This is a genomic window from Variovorax sp. GW821-FHT06D12, from assembly GCF_059419205.1.
Map to the genome: position 1 here is coordinate 372,618 of NZ_JBWKRI010000001.1, position 16,326 is coordinate 388,943.

The 16,326-nt window shown below is 70.4% G+C and carries 17 protein-coding genes; 5 read left to right on the forward strand and 12 right to left on the reverse strand.

Annotation, left to right across the window (positions count from 1 at the left end; all coding sequences use genetic code 11):
- Positions 1–110 precede the first annotated feature (110 nt).
- The 10 genes from fabG to AC07SQ_RS01750 are packed head-to-tail and all read right to left on the reverse strand — an operon-like array spanning position 111 to position 9,646.
- Positions 111–842: a 3-oxoacyl-ACP reductase FabG gene (gene fabG / locus AC07SQ_RS01705; RefSeq protein WP_159271769.1), complete on the reverse strand. Its 732-nt coding sequence runs from the start codon at positions 840–842 to the stop codon at positions 111–113.
- Positions 839–1,312 carry a hotdog family protein gene (locus tag AC07SQ_RS01710; protein ID WP_495270847.1) on the reverse strand — a complete coding sequence of 158 codons (474 nt, stop codon included), beginning with the start codon at positions 1,310–1,312 and terminating at the stop codon, positions 839–841. Before AC07SQ_RS01710 ends, fabG begins: the two co-directional genes overlap by 4 nt.
- On the reverse strand, positions 1,309–2,079 hold the full coding sequence (locus tag AC07SQ_RS01715) for a class I SAM-dependent methyltransferase (RefSeq protein ID WP_495270848.1): 771 nt from the start codon (positions 2,077–2,079) through the stop codon (positions 1,309–1,311). The genes AC07SQ_RS01710 and AC07SQ_RS01715 overlap by 4 nt, the downstream gene beginning before the upstream one ends.
- Positions 2,076–2,939, reverse strand: coding sequence for a polysaccharide deacetylase family protein (locus tag AC07SQ_RS01720; protein ID WP_495312998.1), 864 nt, complete (start codon positions 2,937–2,939; stop codon positions 2,076–2,078). Before AC07SQ_RS01720 ends, AC07SQ_RS01715 begins: the two co-directional genes overlap by 4 nt.
- Positions 2,939–5,344, reverse strand: a complete 2,406-nt coding sequence (locus tag AC07SQ_RS01725; protein ID WP_495270850.1) for an MMPL family transporter — start codon at positions 5,342–5,344, stop codon at positions 2,939–2,941. Before AC07SQ_RS01725 ends, AC07SQ_RS01720 begins: the two co-directional genes overlap by 1 nt.
- A complete protein-coding gene (locus AC07SQ_RS01730) occupies positions 5,341–5,976 on the reverse strand; it encodes a LolA-related protein (protein WP_495265722.1) in 636 nt (211 codons plus the stop codon). Before AC07SQ_RS01730 ends, AC07SQ_RS01725 begins: the two co-directional genes overlap by 4 nt.
- On the reverse strand, positions 5,948–6,958 hold the full coding sequence (locus AC07SQ_RS01735) for a lysophospholipid acyltransferase family protein (RefSeq protein ID WP_495270851.1): 1,011 nt from the start codon (positions 6,956–6,958) through the stop codon (positions 5,948–5,950). Before AC07SQ_RS01735 ends, AC07SQ_RS01730 begins: the two co-directional genes overlap by 29 nt.
- Positions 6,955–8,670 carry an ApeI family dehydratase gene (locus tag AC07SQ_RS01740; protein ID WP_495270852.1) on the reverse strand — a complete coding sequence of 572 codons (1,716 nt, stop codon included), beginning with the start codon at positions 8,668–8,670 and terminating at the stop codon, positions 6,955–6,957. The genes AC07SQ_RS01735 and AC07SQ_RS01740 overlap by 4 nt, the downstream gene beginning before the upstream one ends.
- A 16-nt stretch (positions 8,671–8,686) precedes the next feature.
- Complete coding sequence (locus AC07SQ_RS01745) at positions 8,687–9,331, reverse strand: COG4648 family protein (protein WP_062482691.1); 645 nt, start codon at positions 9,329–9,331, stop codon at positions 8,687–8,689.
- A 3-nt stretch (positions 9,332–9,334) separates the two neighbouring features.
- Complete coding sequence (locus tag AC07SQ_RS01750; RefSeq protein ID WP_062482694.1) at positions 9,335–9,646, reverse strand: phosphopantetheine-binding protein; 312 nt, start codon at positions 9,644–9,646, stop codon at positions 9,335–9,337.
- Positions 9,647–9,748: 102 nt separating this feature from the next.
- On the opposite strand from AC07SQ_RS01750, the gene AC07SQ_RS01755 reads away from it, so the two are divergent.
- Complete coding sequence (locus AC07SQ_RS01755; protein ID WP_139701612.1) at positions 9,749–11,260, forward strand: helicase HerA-like C-terminal domain-containing protein; 1,512 nt, start codon at positions 9,749–9,751, stop codon at positions 11,258–11,260.
- Between the two features lie 10 nt (positions 11,261–11,270).
- Here AC07SQ_RS01755 and AC07SQ_RS01760 read toward each other — a convergent pair whose 3' ends face one another.
- Complete coding sequence (locus tag AC07SQ_RS01760) at positions 11,271–11,912, reverse strand: NrsF family protein (protein ID WP_495270853.1); 642 nt, start codon at positions 11,910–11,912, stop codon at positions 11,271–11,273.
- The gene (locus tag AC07SQ_RS01765; protein WP_062477750.1) at positions 11,909–12,493 is read right to left on the reverse strand and encodes a sigma-70 family RNA polymerase sigma factor; all 585 of its coding nucleotides are present in this window, start codon (positions 12,491–12,493) and stop codon (positions 11,909–11,911) included. The genes AC07SQ_RS01760 and AC07SQ_RS01765 overlap by 4 nt, the downstream gene beginning before the upstream one ends.
- A gap of 86 nt (positions 12,494–12,579) precedes the next feature.
- Here AC07SQ_RS01765 and AC07SQ_RS01770 point away from each other — a divergent pair, with 86 nt between their 5' ends.
- The 4 genes from AC07SQ_RS01770 (at position 12,580) to AC07SQ_RS01785 (ending at position 16,289) form a co-directional block, all read left to right on the forward strand.
- Positions 12,580–12,999 carry a hypothetical protein gene (locus AC07SQ_RS01770; protein WP_159276923.1) on the forward strand — a complete coding sequence of 140 codons (420 nt, stop codon included), beginning with the start codon at positions 12,580–12,582 and terminating at the stop codon, positions 12,997–12,999.
- A gap of 14 nt (positions 13,000–13,013) precedes the next feature.
- A complete protein-coding gene (locus AC07SQ_RS01775; RefSeq protein WP_070060744.1) occupies positions 13,014–13,481 on the forward strand; it encodes a DUF6152 family protein in 468 nt (155 codons plus the stop codon).
- Positions 13,482–13,563: 82 nt separating this feature from the next.
- On the forward strand, positions 13,564–14,889 hold the full coding sequence (locus AC07SQ_RS01780; protein ID WP_062477758.1) for a GTP cyclohydrolase II: 1,326 nt from the start codon (positions 13,564–13,566) through the stop codon (positions 14,887–14,889).
- Positions 14,886–16,289 (forward strand): URC4/urg3 family protein, encoded by a 1,404-nt coding sequence (locus tag AC07SQ_RS01785; protein WP_495270854.1) that lies wholly within the window; start codon positions 14,886–14,888, stop codon positions 16,287–16,289. The genes AC07SQ_RS01780 and AC07SQ_RS01785 overlap by 4 nt, the downstream gene beginning before the upstream one ends.
- Positions 16,290–16,326: the final 37 nt, after the last annotated feature.

Here is a 16,326-nt window from a genome sequence, read left to right on the forward strand (position 1 = left end):
CGCTGCGCTCCTCGGCGGCACAGAGGGGCCGCCCACACCGCACCGCCTGTCGGGCTCCGGGGTGAAGTGGATGCTCTGCCCTTCGCGAGGAAGAACGAAGCAGCCGGGCCTCAGATCATCCCGCCGTTGATCGAGATCACCTGACCCGTGATGTACGCGGCTTCATCGCTTGCCAGGAATGCCGCCAGCGCCGCCACTTCCTGCGGCGTTCCGGCGCGCTTCACGGGCACCATCTGGTTGATGAGCGCGGGATCGAACACCGCATCGGCCATCGGCGAGGCGATGATCCCCGGCGCGATCGCGTTCACGGTCACGCCGCGCGACGCCACTTCGAGCGACAGCGCCTTGGTCGCGCTGTTCAGCGCACCCTTGGCCGCGGCGTAGTTCACTTGCCCCTTGTTCCCCGCGATGGCGGCGACGGACGAGATGTTCAGCACACGCCCCCAGCGGGTGCGCATCATCGGCAGCAGCAGCGGCTGGGTCACGCGGAAGAAGCCGTTGAGCGACACGTCGATCACCTTGTGCCATTGCTCCGCGCGCATGCCGGGCAGCACAGCATCGTCGTGCACGCCCGCGTTGTTGACGAGGATCTGCACCGCGCCGCCTTCGAGGATGCGTGCGCAGCCGGCCGCGCAGGCCTCGTCGCTGCGCAGGTCGAACACATGGCATTCCGCCTTGCCGCCGGCGGCGGTGATCGACGCGGCCAGTTGCTCGATGGCCTCGGGCCGCGAGTTCGCATGCAGCAGCACGGTGGCGCCGTCGCGCGCAAAACGCTCCGCCATGGCCGCGCCGAGCGCGCCGCTGGCGCCGGTGATCAGTGTGCGTTTTCCTTCGAAACTCATGACGGTGTGCTTCCCATGTCCGCCAGCGGCGTGTTCAAGACCACCACGGCCCGGCCCTCGGCCAGCAGGCGGCCGTCGTCGGCCGCCACCGTGAATTCATACAAGACCTGCCGGTCGTCGCCGGACAGGCGCTTCGCCCGCACCTGCAACGCCCCGGCGATGTCGTCCAGCCGCGCCGCCGCCAACTTCACGTTGCGCGCGCTGGCCAGGAAGCCGGCCGACGGCGTGCTGCCCTCGGCGGCCAGCAGGCCGCCGTGCAGCGCCATGGCCTGCGCCGCGTACTCGATGGCGTTCGGCGCGAGCAGGCCGCTCTCGGTGCGCAGCGGGTTGCCCGCCTGGCTGTGCGTCGTGGTACTGCAGTGGATCGATTCGGCGTCCCAGCCTTCGAGGCGCTCCAGCAGGCACATGCTGCCGCTGTGCGGAATGCGCGCGGCAATGCCCGCGCGGTCGAGCGTCTGCGGTGCCGTCAAGCGACAGTCTCCAGGTCGGCCACCAGCAGCACGTTGGCGAACGGTGTGCCTTCGCTCATCGGCATGCTTTGCACGCGGAAACCCAGGCGCTGCAGCACGGCGATCCACTCGGTCAGCGGGCGGCCCCAGGTCGGCGAGACCTTGTGGCCGCGGATGCGCGTCACGGTGCGATCGACCCACTGGCTGATCGCGAAACCGCGCGTGCTCGACGCGTCGCCCACGCGCAGCAGCAGGCGCGCCTTCGGGTTGCCGCCACGGCGCAGCGCGTCGCGCACGCGGGTCAAAACACCCTCTTGCGCGGCGAGGTCCACGTAGTGCAGCACGTCGAGGATCACGACCAGGTCGCAGTCGGGCAAGGCGGCCGAGCACATGTCGGCGCACACCAGCCGCGGCGTCGGCTTCAGGTGGCCGACCGATGCCTCGGCGCGCGCCACGTCTTTCGGCATCAGCTCGATGCCCGTGTAGTCCGCGACGGCCGGCGTGGCGGCCCATGAGGCCGGCCAGCGTCCCTGTTGCTGCATCGTGCTCATCGACGCCAGCAGGCTCACGAAAAGGCCCTGCCCGCAGCCGATGTCGACCACGCGCCGGTGCTGCGCGTCGATCAGGCCGCGTTCGAGCAGGCCGCGGAACACCGGGTCGCGCCCGAGCTTGCCGCGCGCGAACTGCCAGGCGAAGGTGCCGCCCTTCTTGTAGGGGACGGTCGCGGCTTCGTGCAGCTCGCGCCAGGCTTGGTCGGTGGTCATCGTCGATGGCATCACGGCGCTCATGCGGTCTTCAATCCTTCAGGCAGGGTCACGGCGCGCAATCCATCGGTGCGCAGGCGTTGGAGCAACAAGGGCAGGACTTCCAGCAAGACGGCTTGCCCCGCCGCGGTGCGCGCGGCATTGCCGTCGTGCAGCAGCAGGATGTCGCGTGCCTGCAGGTGGCGGGCGAGGCGCGCCATCACCTTGGCGGCGTCGCCTTCGCGGGTGTCGAAACCGCGCCGCGTCCAGCTCACGAGCGAGAGGCCGAGGCGGTGCAGCACGGGTTCGAGGAAAGGGTTGCGCAGGCCGGCGGGCGCCCGGAAACAGGTCGGGCGCTGACCGGTCACGTCGGTCAGGATGTCCTGCGCGCGCGCGATCTCCGCTGCGAAGCCGCGCGGGCCGAGGAAGGAGAAGTTGTGACGGTGCTGCGCCGTGTGGTTCTGGATGCTGTGGCCGCGCGCGACGATCTCGCGCGCCAGCGCCGGGTGCGCCAGCACGCGCTCGGCGATGCAGAAGAAGGTGGCGCGCTGGCCGTGCGCATCCAGCAGGTCGAGCACGCGGGGCGTGACCTCGGGCTCGGGCCCGTCGTCGATGGTGATCGCCACCTCGCGACGCGCAGCGGCCGCCTCGGGCAGGCGCGTGACGTTCGGGCCGAGCAGGTTGCTGCGCGGCGTGAGGCCTGCACCAGTGATCAGCGCATGGTTCAGCACCACCGCGCCGAGCGCCCAGGGCCAGGCGCCCGGCACCAGCACGCCCGCGCCCAATGCGGCCACATGCACGGCCGCGCTGGCGCGCATGGCCGGCGGCCAGGGCCAGGATTCGGAGGCGGCTGAACCAGTGGAAGGGGCGGAAGGCGACGACATGGTGGGTCCGGATTTTCCCATCAGCGCGGTCGCTGCGGGCTCGGGCTCTTCCCGGGCGCCACGTTGCGCGCGAACGCGGCCGACAGCAGCAGCGCCAGCAAGGCGCCCGGCGCGACCACGCGGCCGATGGACGACAGCGCCGGAATGTCCGAGATCGCGATCAGCCCGAACGACACCACCGTCGTGAGGTTGGCCAGCATCAGCGAAGCCAGCGTGTCTTCGTCGGCGCGCCCAGTCGTTCGCAGCTGGTCGAAGAAGAGCGCGTAGTTCGATCCCACGGCGACGATCAGCAGCAGCCCCACGAGGTGCAGGATGCCGAGCGCCGCCTGCGCCAGCGCCATGCCGCCCAGCGTGAGCACCACCGCGAACAGCAGCGGCTGGCACACGGCCAGCAGCCGGCGCCACGAGCGCAGGTACACGCCCAGCAACACCACCACCGCCAGCGCGCCCAGCAGCACCTGCACGAAGGCCTCGTGCAGGTAGCGCTGGTAGAGGCCGCCGAGTTCGCGCCCGACGTCCACCACCTGCACCTCGGGCAGCCCGGCCAGCGCCTCCTCGAGGCGCGCCTGTTCGAAGCCGGGGCCGGGATGCAGCACGACCAGCGTGGACCAGCCACCGCCCGGTCGCTCGTACATCAGCGTGTTGACCACGGAGCCCAGCGGCCCGCCCATGAGGTCGGCGCGCTGCACGGGCGCCTGCTTGCGCGCGGCCTCCACGTCGGCCACGAAGGGGCCGAGGCGCGATGCCGGCAGCGGCAGGCCCTTGGTCGCCTCGGCCAGGTTGGCGCGCAGCGTGTCGGCGTCGGGCAGGCTGGCCTGGCGCGCCGTTTGCGCGGCCACGCTGGGCAGCACGCGGGTCACGGCTTCGTAGCCGCTGAGCTCGCCCTTGTCGACCAATGCATCGAGGCGCGCGGCCGCGGCCTCGGTGTGGCGCAGTGCGGCCTGTTCGTCGTCGCCGAAGGCCACCACGAGCACGCCGCCGTCGCTGGCGCCGATGTCCTTGCGCAGCATCTCGTCGAGCTGCTGGGCCGAGCGCGGAACGGGGCTCATGGCGCTCAGGTCGGCGCGCCACAGGTGGCCGCCCTGCCACAGCACCAGCGCCAGCGCAGCCACGCCGAGCGCCGCCAGCGGCCAGCGCAGGCGCGGCAGGCCGCGCACCAGCAGGCCGGCCAGGCGCGCCATGTGCCGACGCATGCCCATGCCGGTCGCGCCATCGGGTGCCAGCACGGGCAGCACGTAGCGCGTGGCCAATGCGGCCGACACCAGTCCGGCGATCGAGAACACGCCCAATTGCGCCAGCCCCGGGAAGCCCGAGAACACCAGCGCCGCAAAGCCGCACACGGAGGTCAGCAGGCCCAGCCGCACCGTGGGCCAATGCACCTCGCGCCAGCGCTGCCAGCCGGTGCCGGCCACGGCGGCGCCGCGTGCCTGAATCAGGTAGTAGATGGCGTAGTCGACCGTCTCGCCGATCAACGTGCTGCCGAAGCCCAGCGTGAGCCCGTGCACCGAGCCGAACACGAGGCTGACCGACGCCGTGCCGACCACCACGCCCGTGGCCACCGGCAGGAAGGCGATGACCAGCGCGCGCGGCGAGGCAAAAGCCAGCAGCAGCAGCACGCTCATCACGATGCCGCCCACCACCGCGAGGTGAATGGCTTCGGTCTTGATCTTTTCGCGGCTCATCACCGAGAACACGGGGGGGCCGCTCAGCAGCAGCTTCGGCGCGGCCTCGCCCATGCCGCGCGCGGCGGCTTCGTAGGCTGCCTGCACGCGGGCAATGGCGACGGCCTGCGCATCGAGGTCGCCGCCGGCCGCGCGCGTGGTGGCGATCATGAGCGCACGCGGCGCCTCGCGCGACACCCAGACACCGGCCTCGCTGCGCGGCGCGCTGGCCGGCACCAGCTCCATCGCGATGCGCTGGGTCTCGCCCGTCGGATCGCTGTCGAGCAAGGGCTTGATCGCGTTGCCGGCCGGCGTGCCGAGCATCGACAGCGTGTCGACGATGGCCTCGCGCAACCCTTCGGCCGTGAACTGCCCCGGCATCACGCCGGACGACAGCTGGTAGCGGTGCTGGAACACCCAGGTGCCGGCCTCGCTCCAGTCGCTCACGTCGCCGTTCTGCACCAGGTCGAAGAGCTTGCTGTCGCGCATCGCCTTGCCGACGGCACGCGAGACCTCAGCGCGCTGCGCGACGCTGCCGCCCTCGAAACCCAGCATCAGCGTGCGCGAGGCGACGCCGCTTTGCAGCTGCTCGATCAGCACGCGCTGGCGCAGGTCCGGGCTCTTGGGAAGAAAGGCCGACAGGTCGGCGCCGATCTGGGTGCGCGCGATGACGACCGCGCCGAGGGCCACGACCAGCAACCACGCCAGCAGGACGACGATGCGACGCGACCACCCCGGCGGGCCGCCCGCCTGCGCCAGGCTCACGGCGTCGCGCGCCCGGGGGCGCCGGCCGGCACCGCCGACGGCGGCGCGTTGGGCGAGATGTGCATGACCGAGCGGTCACCGCCCACGAACTCCATCTCCAGCCCCAGCACCTCGCTGTTGCGGCCGGTGATGCGCATGCTGCGCACCTGCGCGGCCAGCCGGCTGTCGTTGGGCGTGAGGTCGAGCGTCCACTTGCCGGCGGCGCCGGTCACGGTGCTCTTGAAGTAGCGCTGCAGCGTGGCGCCATCGCCGCTCAGCGTGCCGCGCATGGCTTCGACCAGGCCCAGCAGCTCGGGCATGCTGTCCAGCGCCAGCGTGCGGTTGCGGTTGCCGCGCGACAGGGTCAGCGTGTTGCCGTCGACGGACATGGTCTCGATGCGCGGCGACAGCGTGCGGCGCACCAGCTTGTCGGGCGCCTCGAAGCTCAGCGTGCCGCTCGCGTCGAGCGGGCCTTCGAGGCCGTGCACGAAGCGCTGCTCGGTGAAGCGCGCCTCGCCGCTCTTCTGCCGGGCCAGCAGGCCCATCAGTTCGGGCAGGTCGAACGCCGCCCAGGCCGGCGCGGCACAAAAAGCCACCGCCAGCACCACCACCCTGCAAAGCCGATCAAGCCGCATCTTCGAGCCAGAAATCATGAAAGTTGAACCAGTTGTACGGGTAGGCGCGGCACAGCGCCTCGAGGCGGGCCACATAGGCTTCGACCGCACTTCGGATGCGGCGTTCACGCTCCGCGGCATCGGCGAACGGCGTGCCGAAGTCGGCCAGCGGGTCGAACCGGACATCGTAGCGGGCACCGCCGCCGTACATGCCGGCCATGAAGAACACCTTGCGGCGCAGCAGCGCCGCCAGCCGGAACGGGCCGTCGTTGAAGACGGCCGGCTGGCCCAGGAAAGGCAGCACGATGTTGTTGCCGCGCTGGTTCGCCGGCTGCTCCTCGCTGCCCGGCAGCGTGCGGTCGGCCAGCATGCCGCCGAGGCCGCCGCCGTCGAGCCAGTCGCGCAGCGCGAGCATCGAATGCGGCCGGCCCAGCGCAATCACGTGGGGCCGCATCTCGGGCAGCGCGATGGCGTTCAGGATCGCGGTGATGCGCTGCGCGTTGTCCGGGTACATCAGCATCGCCAGCCGCATGCGGTTCTGGTGCTTTTGCTGCTTGCAGGCGCCGAGCACCTCGAAGCTGCCGATGTGGGCGCCGAGCAGGAAAGCGCCCCGCCCTTCGGCCGCCTCGGCCTCGATCGGGGCGTTGCCTTCGATCTTCAGCTTGAACAGGTCCATGCGTCCGCGCAGGAAGTACACGCGGTCGAGCACGGTGGAGGAAAACGCGTGCAGCAGCCGGTAGCCGTCGACCCAGCCCGCGCGCGGGCCGATGGCCCGGAACAGGTAGCGCTTGATGTAGCGGCGCGGCGCCGGCGCGAACAGCAGGAAGTACAGGCTGATCGGCGGCAGCAGCAGCCGCGTGACGTGCCGTCCGCACACCAGCGCCATCAGGCAGATGAAGCGCAGCGCCAGCATGTTGCTGCGCTCGGGCGCGCGCGCCCAGTCGCCCTGCTGGGCCGCCGGGCGGGCGGTCTGGCGCGCCGCTTCGTCCACGGCGCGCGTTTCGGCGTCGGTGTGCCTCATCCCGCCGACTCTGGCACAGCCGTCCAGCGGCCGGTGACAGCCGCCACGCCGTCACAGCGCACGTCGAAACGCACGCCGCGGCCGGTGCCGGCCTCGGGATGCAGCTCGATGGACAGCGTGCTGCCGGGTCGCACGGGCGCCAGGAACTTGGCGGCCGCGAGCGTCGGGCTCGCGCCGAGCCGTGCCGACAGCGCCGGCACGCGCCGCACGACTTCCATGACCTCGGCCAGCAGCAATGCGCCGGGCACCAGCGGCTGGCCGGGGAAATGGCCGGCAAAGACCGGATGATCGACCGGCACCGTGTGCGCCATCTGCACCGGCGTCTGGTCGTCGGCCAGCTGGGCCAGCGCGAATTCGCGCAGCGCCCGCACCGTGAGCTTGCCCGTGCCTTCGCGCGGGAAGGCCTTGACCTGTACCACGCGGCGCGGCACGAACACCGGCTCCAGCCGTTGCCGCAGTGCAGCAATGATGTCCGCCGCCGACAGCGTGGGCGCGACCACGAACGCCACCGGCCGCACCACGCCGTCGGCCACCTCGTCGGGCAGCCAGAAGGCGCCGTCCTCGACACCCGCGATGCTGTTCAGGTGGTAGTTCAGGTGCGCGAGCGAACTGCGCCGGCCGGCGACGTGGATCAGGTCGTTGGCGCGGCCGAACAAGCGAAAGCGCCGTGCGTCCAGCAGTTCGAGCACGTCGGCCATGGGCGTCGGCTCGGGAATGAAATCGCCGCTGAAGATGAAGCGCTCGGGGCCATCGCCCTCCCCCGGTTCCGCATGCACGCGGATTTCGCCGAAGGTTTCCCAGATTTCGCTCTCGGTCGTGCGGCGCGTCGCCACCTGGCCCGATTCGGTGCTGCCGTAGATTTCAAGCAGCACGCCGCCCAGCGCCTGCTCGGCCTGCGCGGCCAGCTGCGGCGACAGCGGCGCGGTGGCCGACAGGATCAGGTCGACCGGTGGCAGTTCGATGCCCGACAGCAGCAGCGTCTTCAGGTGGAACGGCGTGGTCACCAGCGCGCGCGGACGCGGCACCGAGGCCAACGCCTTCGCCACGTCGGCCGGAAAGAACGGCCGCCCAGTTTCAAAAGCGGCGCCACCGAGCATCGCGAGCAGCACCGACGACTCCAGGCCGTAGCTGTGCTGCACCGGCACGGTCGCCACCAGCGTGAGCCCTTCGAGCGTGGGCCGCTGCAGCACGCGGCACAGCCGCTCGACGGCCACTTCGACATCGCCAACCAGCGTGCGCCAGGCTTTCGCATGCGGCTGCGGCACGCCGGTGGAGCCCGACGTGAGCAGGCTGGCCGCATGCCGGCCGCCGTCGATGGCGGGCACCGGCGCATCGCCGGCCGGGCCGGGCACGGCCTCGACCTGCAGGCGTCGCATGCCGGGCGTCTCGAGCTTGGCATCGTCGGTCAGCGCGAACAGGTGGGCGCCACCGGTTTCGGTCAGGCGCGCCAGCGTGTCCGGCCGCGCATCGGGCGGCAGCAGGCTGGCGTGGCCGCGCACCAGCGCAGCGCCCAGGCTCACGGCGAAGGCGTAGCGGTCGAGGCACAGATTGACGGCAGGACCTTCGGCAGGCAGTGCGGGCGCCAGGCGCGCGACGTCGGCCAGGAACTGCCGCGTGCTGACCGGCTGGCCGGCGCGCCAAGCCAAGGGCGCGTCGGGGTTGCGGTCCGCGAGCAGCGGCAGGAAGGAAGAAGAAGCGGTGTCGGGGGTCACGCGGGCTGTGCCTGTTTCATTGGCCGCCAGCGCCGTTGTCCACCGTCGAGGTGCCGTAGAACGCGCGCACCGCATCGACCAGGCGCGTGCGTTCGAATTCGGGATGCAGGCGGTAGCGCACGAGGTGCTCGCCCACGAAAAGCAGCGCCACGCTCAGCGGCGACAGCACGTTGGCCAGCAGCGACCATGCCGAGAACGGCAGCGTCAGGTAGACCACGATCGACGAGACGACCACCACGGCGAAGTACACCGTCCACACCTGCGTCAGGTGCGTCGTGTACGACAGCATGTGCCCCTTCAGCGGGTGCACGCGCTGCGCGAACTGGGTGATCAGCGGCAGGCCCTTGCCGCGCAGCGTCGAGCCGAACCAGCCGCACAAGGCACCGTTGATGCCGATGTGCTGCAGCACGTACAGGCGGTTCGTGTCGCCCGCCTCACCGAGGAAGACGAGCGAGAAGCCGCCGATGCCCAGCGCCGCCGCAATGGCCAGGCCCCAGCGGCCGAACCAGCTGGCGGCGCAGCCCATGGCGGCGATCCACAACGGGCCGAGCAACACCACCACAGCCCAGGGCTCGGTGGCGTGGAACAGCGTCATCCAGTGGGAGAGGCCGGCATACGTGACCCCTACCAGCAGCAGGAGGACGAGTCGCCATCGGGACATGGATCAGGTGGCGCTGCGGTGCTCGGCGACGTGGGTCGCGAGCGTACGCAGCGACTGGAAGATCTGCTGGTTGCGCTCGTCGTCCGAGCGCAGCTGGAAACCGTAGCGGCGCGAGACTTCGAGCGCGACTTCGAGGATGTCGATGGAGTCGAGGCCCAGACCTTCGCCGTACAGCGGGTCGGTGGGAACGATCTCTTCAGGTGCGACCTCGAGATTGAGCGCGTTCACGAGCAACACGGCCAGCTCTTTTTCGATCGGCGACTGTTCGGATGCATCGCCAGTGGCGGGAATGGGGGGCTGAGCAGTCGATGACAAAAAAACCTCCTGAACTTTTTTCCTGAACGACCGTGCGGGGTCGTGAATTATAGGAGTGGCGGTTGATTAGACTGCGCGCTTCGATACGACCCGGAGCGCCCCATGGCCGACCCCCTTCTGATCGCACGCCACGACACCATCGAGTGCACCCTCCTGCCCGGCCTGGCCAACCGCCATGGCCTGATCACCGGCGCCACCGGCACCGGCAAGACCGTCTCGCTCCAGACCATCGCCGAACAACTGTCGAACATCGGCGTGCCGGTGTTCATGGCCGACGTCAAGGGCGACCTGACCGGTATCAGCCAGAAAGGCAGCGTCGGCGAAAAAATGGCCGCCACGCTCAAGGAACGCGGCATCGACGTGCCCGAACCCGCCGCCTGCCCCGTCACGCTGTGGGACGTGTTCGGCGAACAGGGCCACCCGGTGCGCGCCACCGTGTCCGACATGGGCCCGCTGCTGCTGGGCCGCATGCTCGACGTGAACGAAACCCAGGCCGGCGTGCTGAACCTGGTGTTCAAGATCGCCGACGACAGCGGCATGCTGCTGCTCGACCTGAAAGACCTGCGCGCCATGCTGCAGTACGTGGGCGAGAACGCGAGCCAGTTCACCACCGAGTACGGCAACATCAGCGCCGCCAGCGTGGGGGCGATCCAGCGCGGCCTGCTGCAGATCGAGACCCAGGGCGGCGACAAGTTCTTCGGCGAGCCGATGCTCAACATCACCGACTTCATGCAGACGGTGGGCGGCAAGGGGGTGGTGAACATCCTGGCGGCCGACAAGCTCATGAACTCGCCGCGCCTGTACGCCACCTTCCTGCTGTGGATGCTGTCGGAGCTGTTCGAGCAGCTGCCCGAAATCGGCGACCCCGAGAAGCCGAAGCTGGCCTTCTTCTTCGACGAGGCCCACCTGCTGTTCAACGAGGCGCCCAAGGCGCTGGTCGAACGCATCGAACTCGTGGTGCGGCTGGTGCGCTCCAAGGGCGTCGGCGTGTATTTCGTCACGCAAAACCCGCTGGACATTCCCGATTCGGTGCTGGCCCAGCTCGGCAACCGCGTGCAGCACGCGCTGCGTGCCTTCACGCCGCGCGACCAGAAGGCCGTGAAGGCCGCCGCCAGCACCATGCGCCAGAAGCCCGGCCTGGACATCGAGACCGCCATCACCGAACTCGCCGTGGGCGAGGCGCTGGTGAGCTTCCTGGACGCCAAGGGGCGCCCGAGCATCACCGAGCGCGTGTACGTGCTGCCGCCGGGCAGCCAGCTCGGGCCGATCACGCCCGAGCAGCGCAAGGCGCTGATCGCGGGCTCGCTGGTGGCGGGCGTGTACGAGAAGACGGTCGACCGCGAATCGGCCTACGAAAAGCTCAAGGGCCGCGCCGAGAGCGCGCCCGATGCACCGGCCGCCGGCGCCAAGGGCGGGGCCGCAGCGGAAGAATCGTCCGGCATGGGCGGCATGCTCAACGACATGCTCTTCGGCAGCACCGGCCCGCGCGGCGGCAAGCGCGACGGCCTCGTGCAGACCATGGCCAAGTCGGCGGTACGCACCATGGGCACGTCGGTGGGCAAGGAGATCCTGCGCGGCGTGCTGGGCGGGATTTTCGGCAGCAAGAAGCGCTGAAGCAGCGCCGTTACCAGCGCAGCAGGCGCGGCCCCAGTACCGCGCCCAGCAGCACCGGCACCGCGATCCCGCTCACGTACCAGACCGCGAGGAACGGCGCGGTCAGCTCCATGCAGTGCAGCGCGTATACCGACGCGCCCACGCCGCCGGCCAGTGCGCCGGCCGCGGCCCCGGCCAGCGCGGGCCGCGTCGGCGCCAGCCCGCGCAGCGCCACGAAGGTGGCCGCGAACACCGGCAGCGCCATGAAGCCGATGCTCAGGGCGCAGATGCGCCACGACTGGCCCATCAGCAAGGGCATTCGCTCCTCGATCGGCACCGAGAACCAGACGAACGCCGCCAGCCCCCAGATCCCCAGCACCGGCAGCACCCCGCCCCACCACGCGTGGCGCATCCGCACGCCGGGCCGGGCCAGCCGCTGCACCGTCACGAAGGCCGCCGCCGCGATGCACAGCGGAAACAGCACCTTGACCCAGAACATCGGCCAGAACATCGCCTGCACCAGGTCGGGCCGCAGCCCGTACTCACCGAACAGGATCACGAAGGACACCGGCAGCGCGGCCAGCACCGCCAGCCCGATGCGCCCGCTGGCGCTGCGCCGCGGCAGCGCCACCTCGCCGGCGGCCAGCAGGTTCACGAGGTCGTCGGTCTTCATGGCGCGGCGCCTCCCCCGAATTTCGCGGCCAGGGCCTTCAGGCCCCGGTGGATGCCGACCTTCACCGCCGACTCCGACATGCCCGTGAGGCTGGCCGTCTCGGCCACCGAGAGGCCTTCGATCTTCACGTGCACGATGGGCAGGCGCTGGCGTTCGGGCAGGGTCTGCAGCAATCCGCCGAGGTCGCGCTTCGCGTCGCTGGCCTCGGTGGCCGACGCGGCGAACACGGCCAGGTCGTCGTCCAGCGGGTCATGCAGGTCTTCGCGGACCGATTTGGCGCGCAGCAGGTCGATCATCTTGTAGCGCGCAATGGCATGCACCCAGGCCGTCAGCGGCTGGTCGCTCTGGTAGGTGTGGCGCTGGTTGTGCATGGCGAGCAGGCATTCCTGGACGAGGTCTTCCACTTCATCGGGCCAGCCGAACAGGCGCTTGCCCAGAAAAGCACGCAGGTGCGCGCTCAGTTTCTGCAGGAACTCGCGGTACGCGCCGGCGTCGCCATCGAGGCCGCGAAGGAACAGGCGGCGCAAGGCCGCTTCCGCGTCGCTCGGTGTCGTCCTGCTACCTACGGTGTTTCGTGCCATCGGGCCGGCCGGTTACAGCCTGGTGAAAAAAGATTGCAAGGGATTGTGCCGCGCCCCCGGGGCGAGGCTTGCGCTAAGCTGCCCCGATGCTGGCCGGACTCGTCTCGCACCCCTGGGCCTACCCGGCGCTGGAGGCGGCGCACATCGTGGGCATCGCGCTGCTGTTCGGCGGCCTGCTGGTGTTCGAGCTGCGCGCCCTCGGCCTGGCCCGCGAGCTGCCGGCGCCGCTGCTGGCGCGCCTCACGTTGCGCCCCGCCCTGCTGGGCTTCGGCCTGTGCGCGCTGACCGGCCTGACCATGTTCGCCAGCCAACCCGGCGAACTGCTGAGCAACACGGCCTTTCGCGTCAAGCTGCTGCTGATCCTGCTGGCCGGCCTCAACGCCGCCTGGTTCCACCTGCGCGGCGACCTCGGCGGGCAGAGCGGATTCGCCAGGTTTCAATGCCTCCTGTCTTTGGGGTTTTGGCTCGCTGTCATCATCTGCGGGCGCTGGATTGCCTATGTCTGACCAAGGAGAACGCGATGCTGCATCGACGCATGTTCGTGACCGGTTCGATCGCACTGGCCCTGCCCGCCTGGGCCCACCACGGCTGGAGCAGTTTTGACCAGGAGCGCCCGCTCTATCTGGAAGGCCGCGCCACCAAGGTGAGCTGGCGCAATCCGCACGGCGAGCTGGAGATCGAGCTGCCCGAGAACCTCGCGCTGCCGCCCGACCTGAAGCAGCGGCCCCTGCCCAAGCAAAGCGCCACGGTCGACGGCGCGGCGCTGCTGGCCAAGGCGCAGCTGCCGACACGGCGCGACCGCAAGTGGCAGATCGAGCTGGCCCCGCTCACGCGGCTGCAGGCCTGGGGCGTCGAGGAGATCAAGCCCGGCACGCCGGTGGCCGTGCTGGGCTTCACCTTCACCGGCGAGAAAGGCGACGCGGTGCTGCGCGCCGAGTACCTGTTCGTGCACGGCAAGACCTACGGCCTGCGCTCCTCGCCTGCATGAATGCCAGTGCGGCCAGGCCGCGCGGGCCCTCGCTTGCCAGCCGCACAAGTGCTCGGTACATTGCATTTTTTGAGGGCCTCAAATGTCTGCAGACAGTACCGCGCTCCCTTCCGCCTTGCCGACCGCGACCGGTGCCAGCCCGGCGCAGAGCCCTCCGCTCCACCCCTCGTCCTCGACCGGCCACATCCGCCTGACCTCGCATGCCGGCGGCTTCGGCGCCCTGCCCATCCATTGGGGCGCGGCCACCGCCACCGAGCGTGGCCCCGTGGTCGGCACCACCACCAAGCGCGCGCACCGCAACGTCATCGGCACGCACAGCGGCTCGTACAGCGTGTACCGCGCGCTGGCCGTGGCGGCCGGGGCCCTGAAGCGCGAACACAAGGCCGACCTCACCAACACCGCGCCCACCGACGTCATCGGCCCCTATCCGCAGTGGAGCGAGCCGGGGCGCATCGTCTCGCTCGACCCCTGGGGCGCGCTCGTGGCCGACGTGTTTTCCACCGAACTCGCGGCCGGCTACGACATCCGCCCGACCATCGCGATCACCAAGGCCCACGTGATCCTGCCCGAGGTGATCGAGGCGCTGCAAAGCGGCCGCCTCAAGGCTGACGGCCATTTCCTCACCACGGGCGGTGCGGCGATGGTGACCAAGGCGGCCATCGAACCCGTGTGGTACCTGCCCGAGGTGGCACGCCGCTTCGGCTGCTCGGAAACCGACCTGCGCCGCACGCTCTTCGAAGAGACTGGCGGCATGTACCCCGAGCTGGTCACGCGCTCCGATCTCGAGGTGTTCCTGCCGCCCATCGGCGGGCAGACGCTCTACATCTTCGGCAACCCGCGCGACCTGGCCAACCCCGACGTGGAACTCACCGCCCGCATCCACGACGAGTGCAACGGCTCCGACGTGTTCGGCTCCGACATCTGCACCTGTCGCCCCTACCTCACGCACGCGATTGAAGAGTGCATCCAGGGCGCGCAACGCGGCGGCGTGGGGCTCATCGCCTACTCGCGCAAGGAAGGCCGCGCGCTCGGCGAAGTGACCAAGTTCCTGGTCTACAACGCCCGCAAGCGCCAGGTGGGCGGCGACACGGCCGACCAGTATTTCGCGCGCACCGAGTGCGTGGCCGGCGTGCAGGACATGCGCTTCCAGGAGCTGATGCCCGACGTCTTCCACTGGCTGGGCATCAAGAAGATCCACCGCCTCGTGTCGATGAGCAACATGAAGTTCGACGCCATCACCGGCTCGGGCATCGAGATCGGCGAGCGCGTGAACATTCCCGACGAACTGATCCCGGCCGACGCCCGCGTCGAGATGGACGCCAAGATGGCGGCCGGCTACTTCACGCCCGGCCCGGTGCCGGACGCAGAGGAACTGAAAAAGGCCAAGGGCCGGGGATTGAGCGAATGAGCCGAAGCACCGACATCGACCTGCCCGCCGACGGTTCCGGCAGCCTGCGCCCCGGCGGCGCGGGCAATGTCGACCCGTCGATCGAGTTCGCGCCCGACACCGCCCACCCGGCCGGCGCCGCCACCTTGCTGCGCACCACCACCGCCATCCGCCAGCGCGCGGGCGCCCTGCTGGCGCGCGCGCGCCGCGGCGAATCGCAGTGGTTCCGCATCGGCAGCGACGACGCGCTCGAAGATGCAGCGCGCACCGTGGCCGAGGTCACGCGCGAGCGCTACCCCTGGGACACCATCCCGTACCACAGCCGCTGGCGCCACTTCGAGGCCGGCGGCGTCGATCGACGCCTGCAGCTCGACGCGCTGCTCGGCAAGGGCCTCGACGCCCGCCAGCGCGCCCGCGCCCACATCGACCTGACGCTGGTGAGCGTGCTGCTCGACGCCGGCGCCGGCCCGACCTGGCACTACACCGAACCGGCCACCGGCCTGCGCTTCACCCGTTCCGAAGGCCTGGGCGTGGCGTGCTTCCATGCGTTCACCAGCGGGCTCTTTTCGTCCGACCCGAACCACCCGCTGCAGGCCGACGCGGCCGGCCTGCGCGGCCTCGTGACCGAGCGCCTGGGCGACGCCTTCCAGGTGAGCGAGGTCAATCCGCTGGTCGGCCTGTCCGGGCGCGCGGTGCTGCTGCGCCGCCTCGGCGAGGCCATGAGCGAGCAGCCCGAAACCTTCGGCGACGACGGCCGGCCCGCCGGCCTTTTCGACGCGCTCGTGGCCCCGCTGGGCGCGGCCTCGCCGCCCACGGCCGAGATCACGGCGCACCAGATTTTGTCGCTGCTGCTCGACACGCTGTCGCACATCTGGCCCTCGGCCAACGCCATCGACAGTCTGGCGGCAGACGGCAGCGACAACGCGGGCGGCATCGGCTCGGGCGACCCGGCCTTCGCGCTGGGCGACTGCTGGCGCCACAGCGCCGTCGCCGGCCCCGGGCTCACCAACGGCTGGATGCCGTTCCACAAGCTGTCGCAGTGGCTCACGTACTCGCTGCTCGAGCCCTTCGAATGGGCCGGCGTGAAGGTACGGCATCTCGACGCGCTCACCGCCCTGCCCGAATACCGCAACGGCGGCCTGCTGATCGACAGCGGCGTGATCGTGCCGCGCGAGCCGGCCTTTCTCACCCGCTGCTGGAAGGCCGGCGACGAGTTCATCGTCGAATGGCGCGCCCTCACCGTGGCGCTGCTCGACGAAATCGCCCCGCGCGTGCGCAAGGTGCTCGACCGCACCGAGGAAGAGCTGCCCCTGGCCTGCGTGCTCGAAGGCGGCACCTGGGCCGCGGGCCGGGTGCTGGCACAGCGCTTGCGAAACGGTGCGCCACCGCTGCAGATCGAGAGCGACGGCACCGTCTTCTAGTCTTTTAGACTCTCCTGTTTTCCGCAACGGCACACCA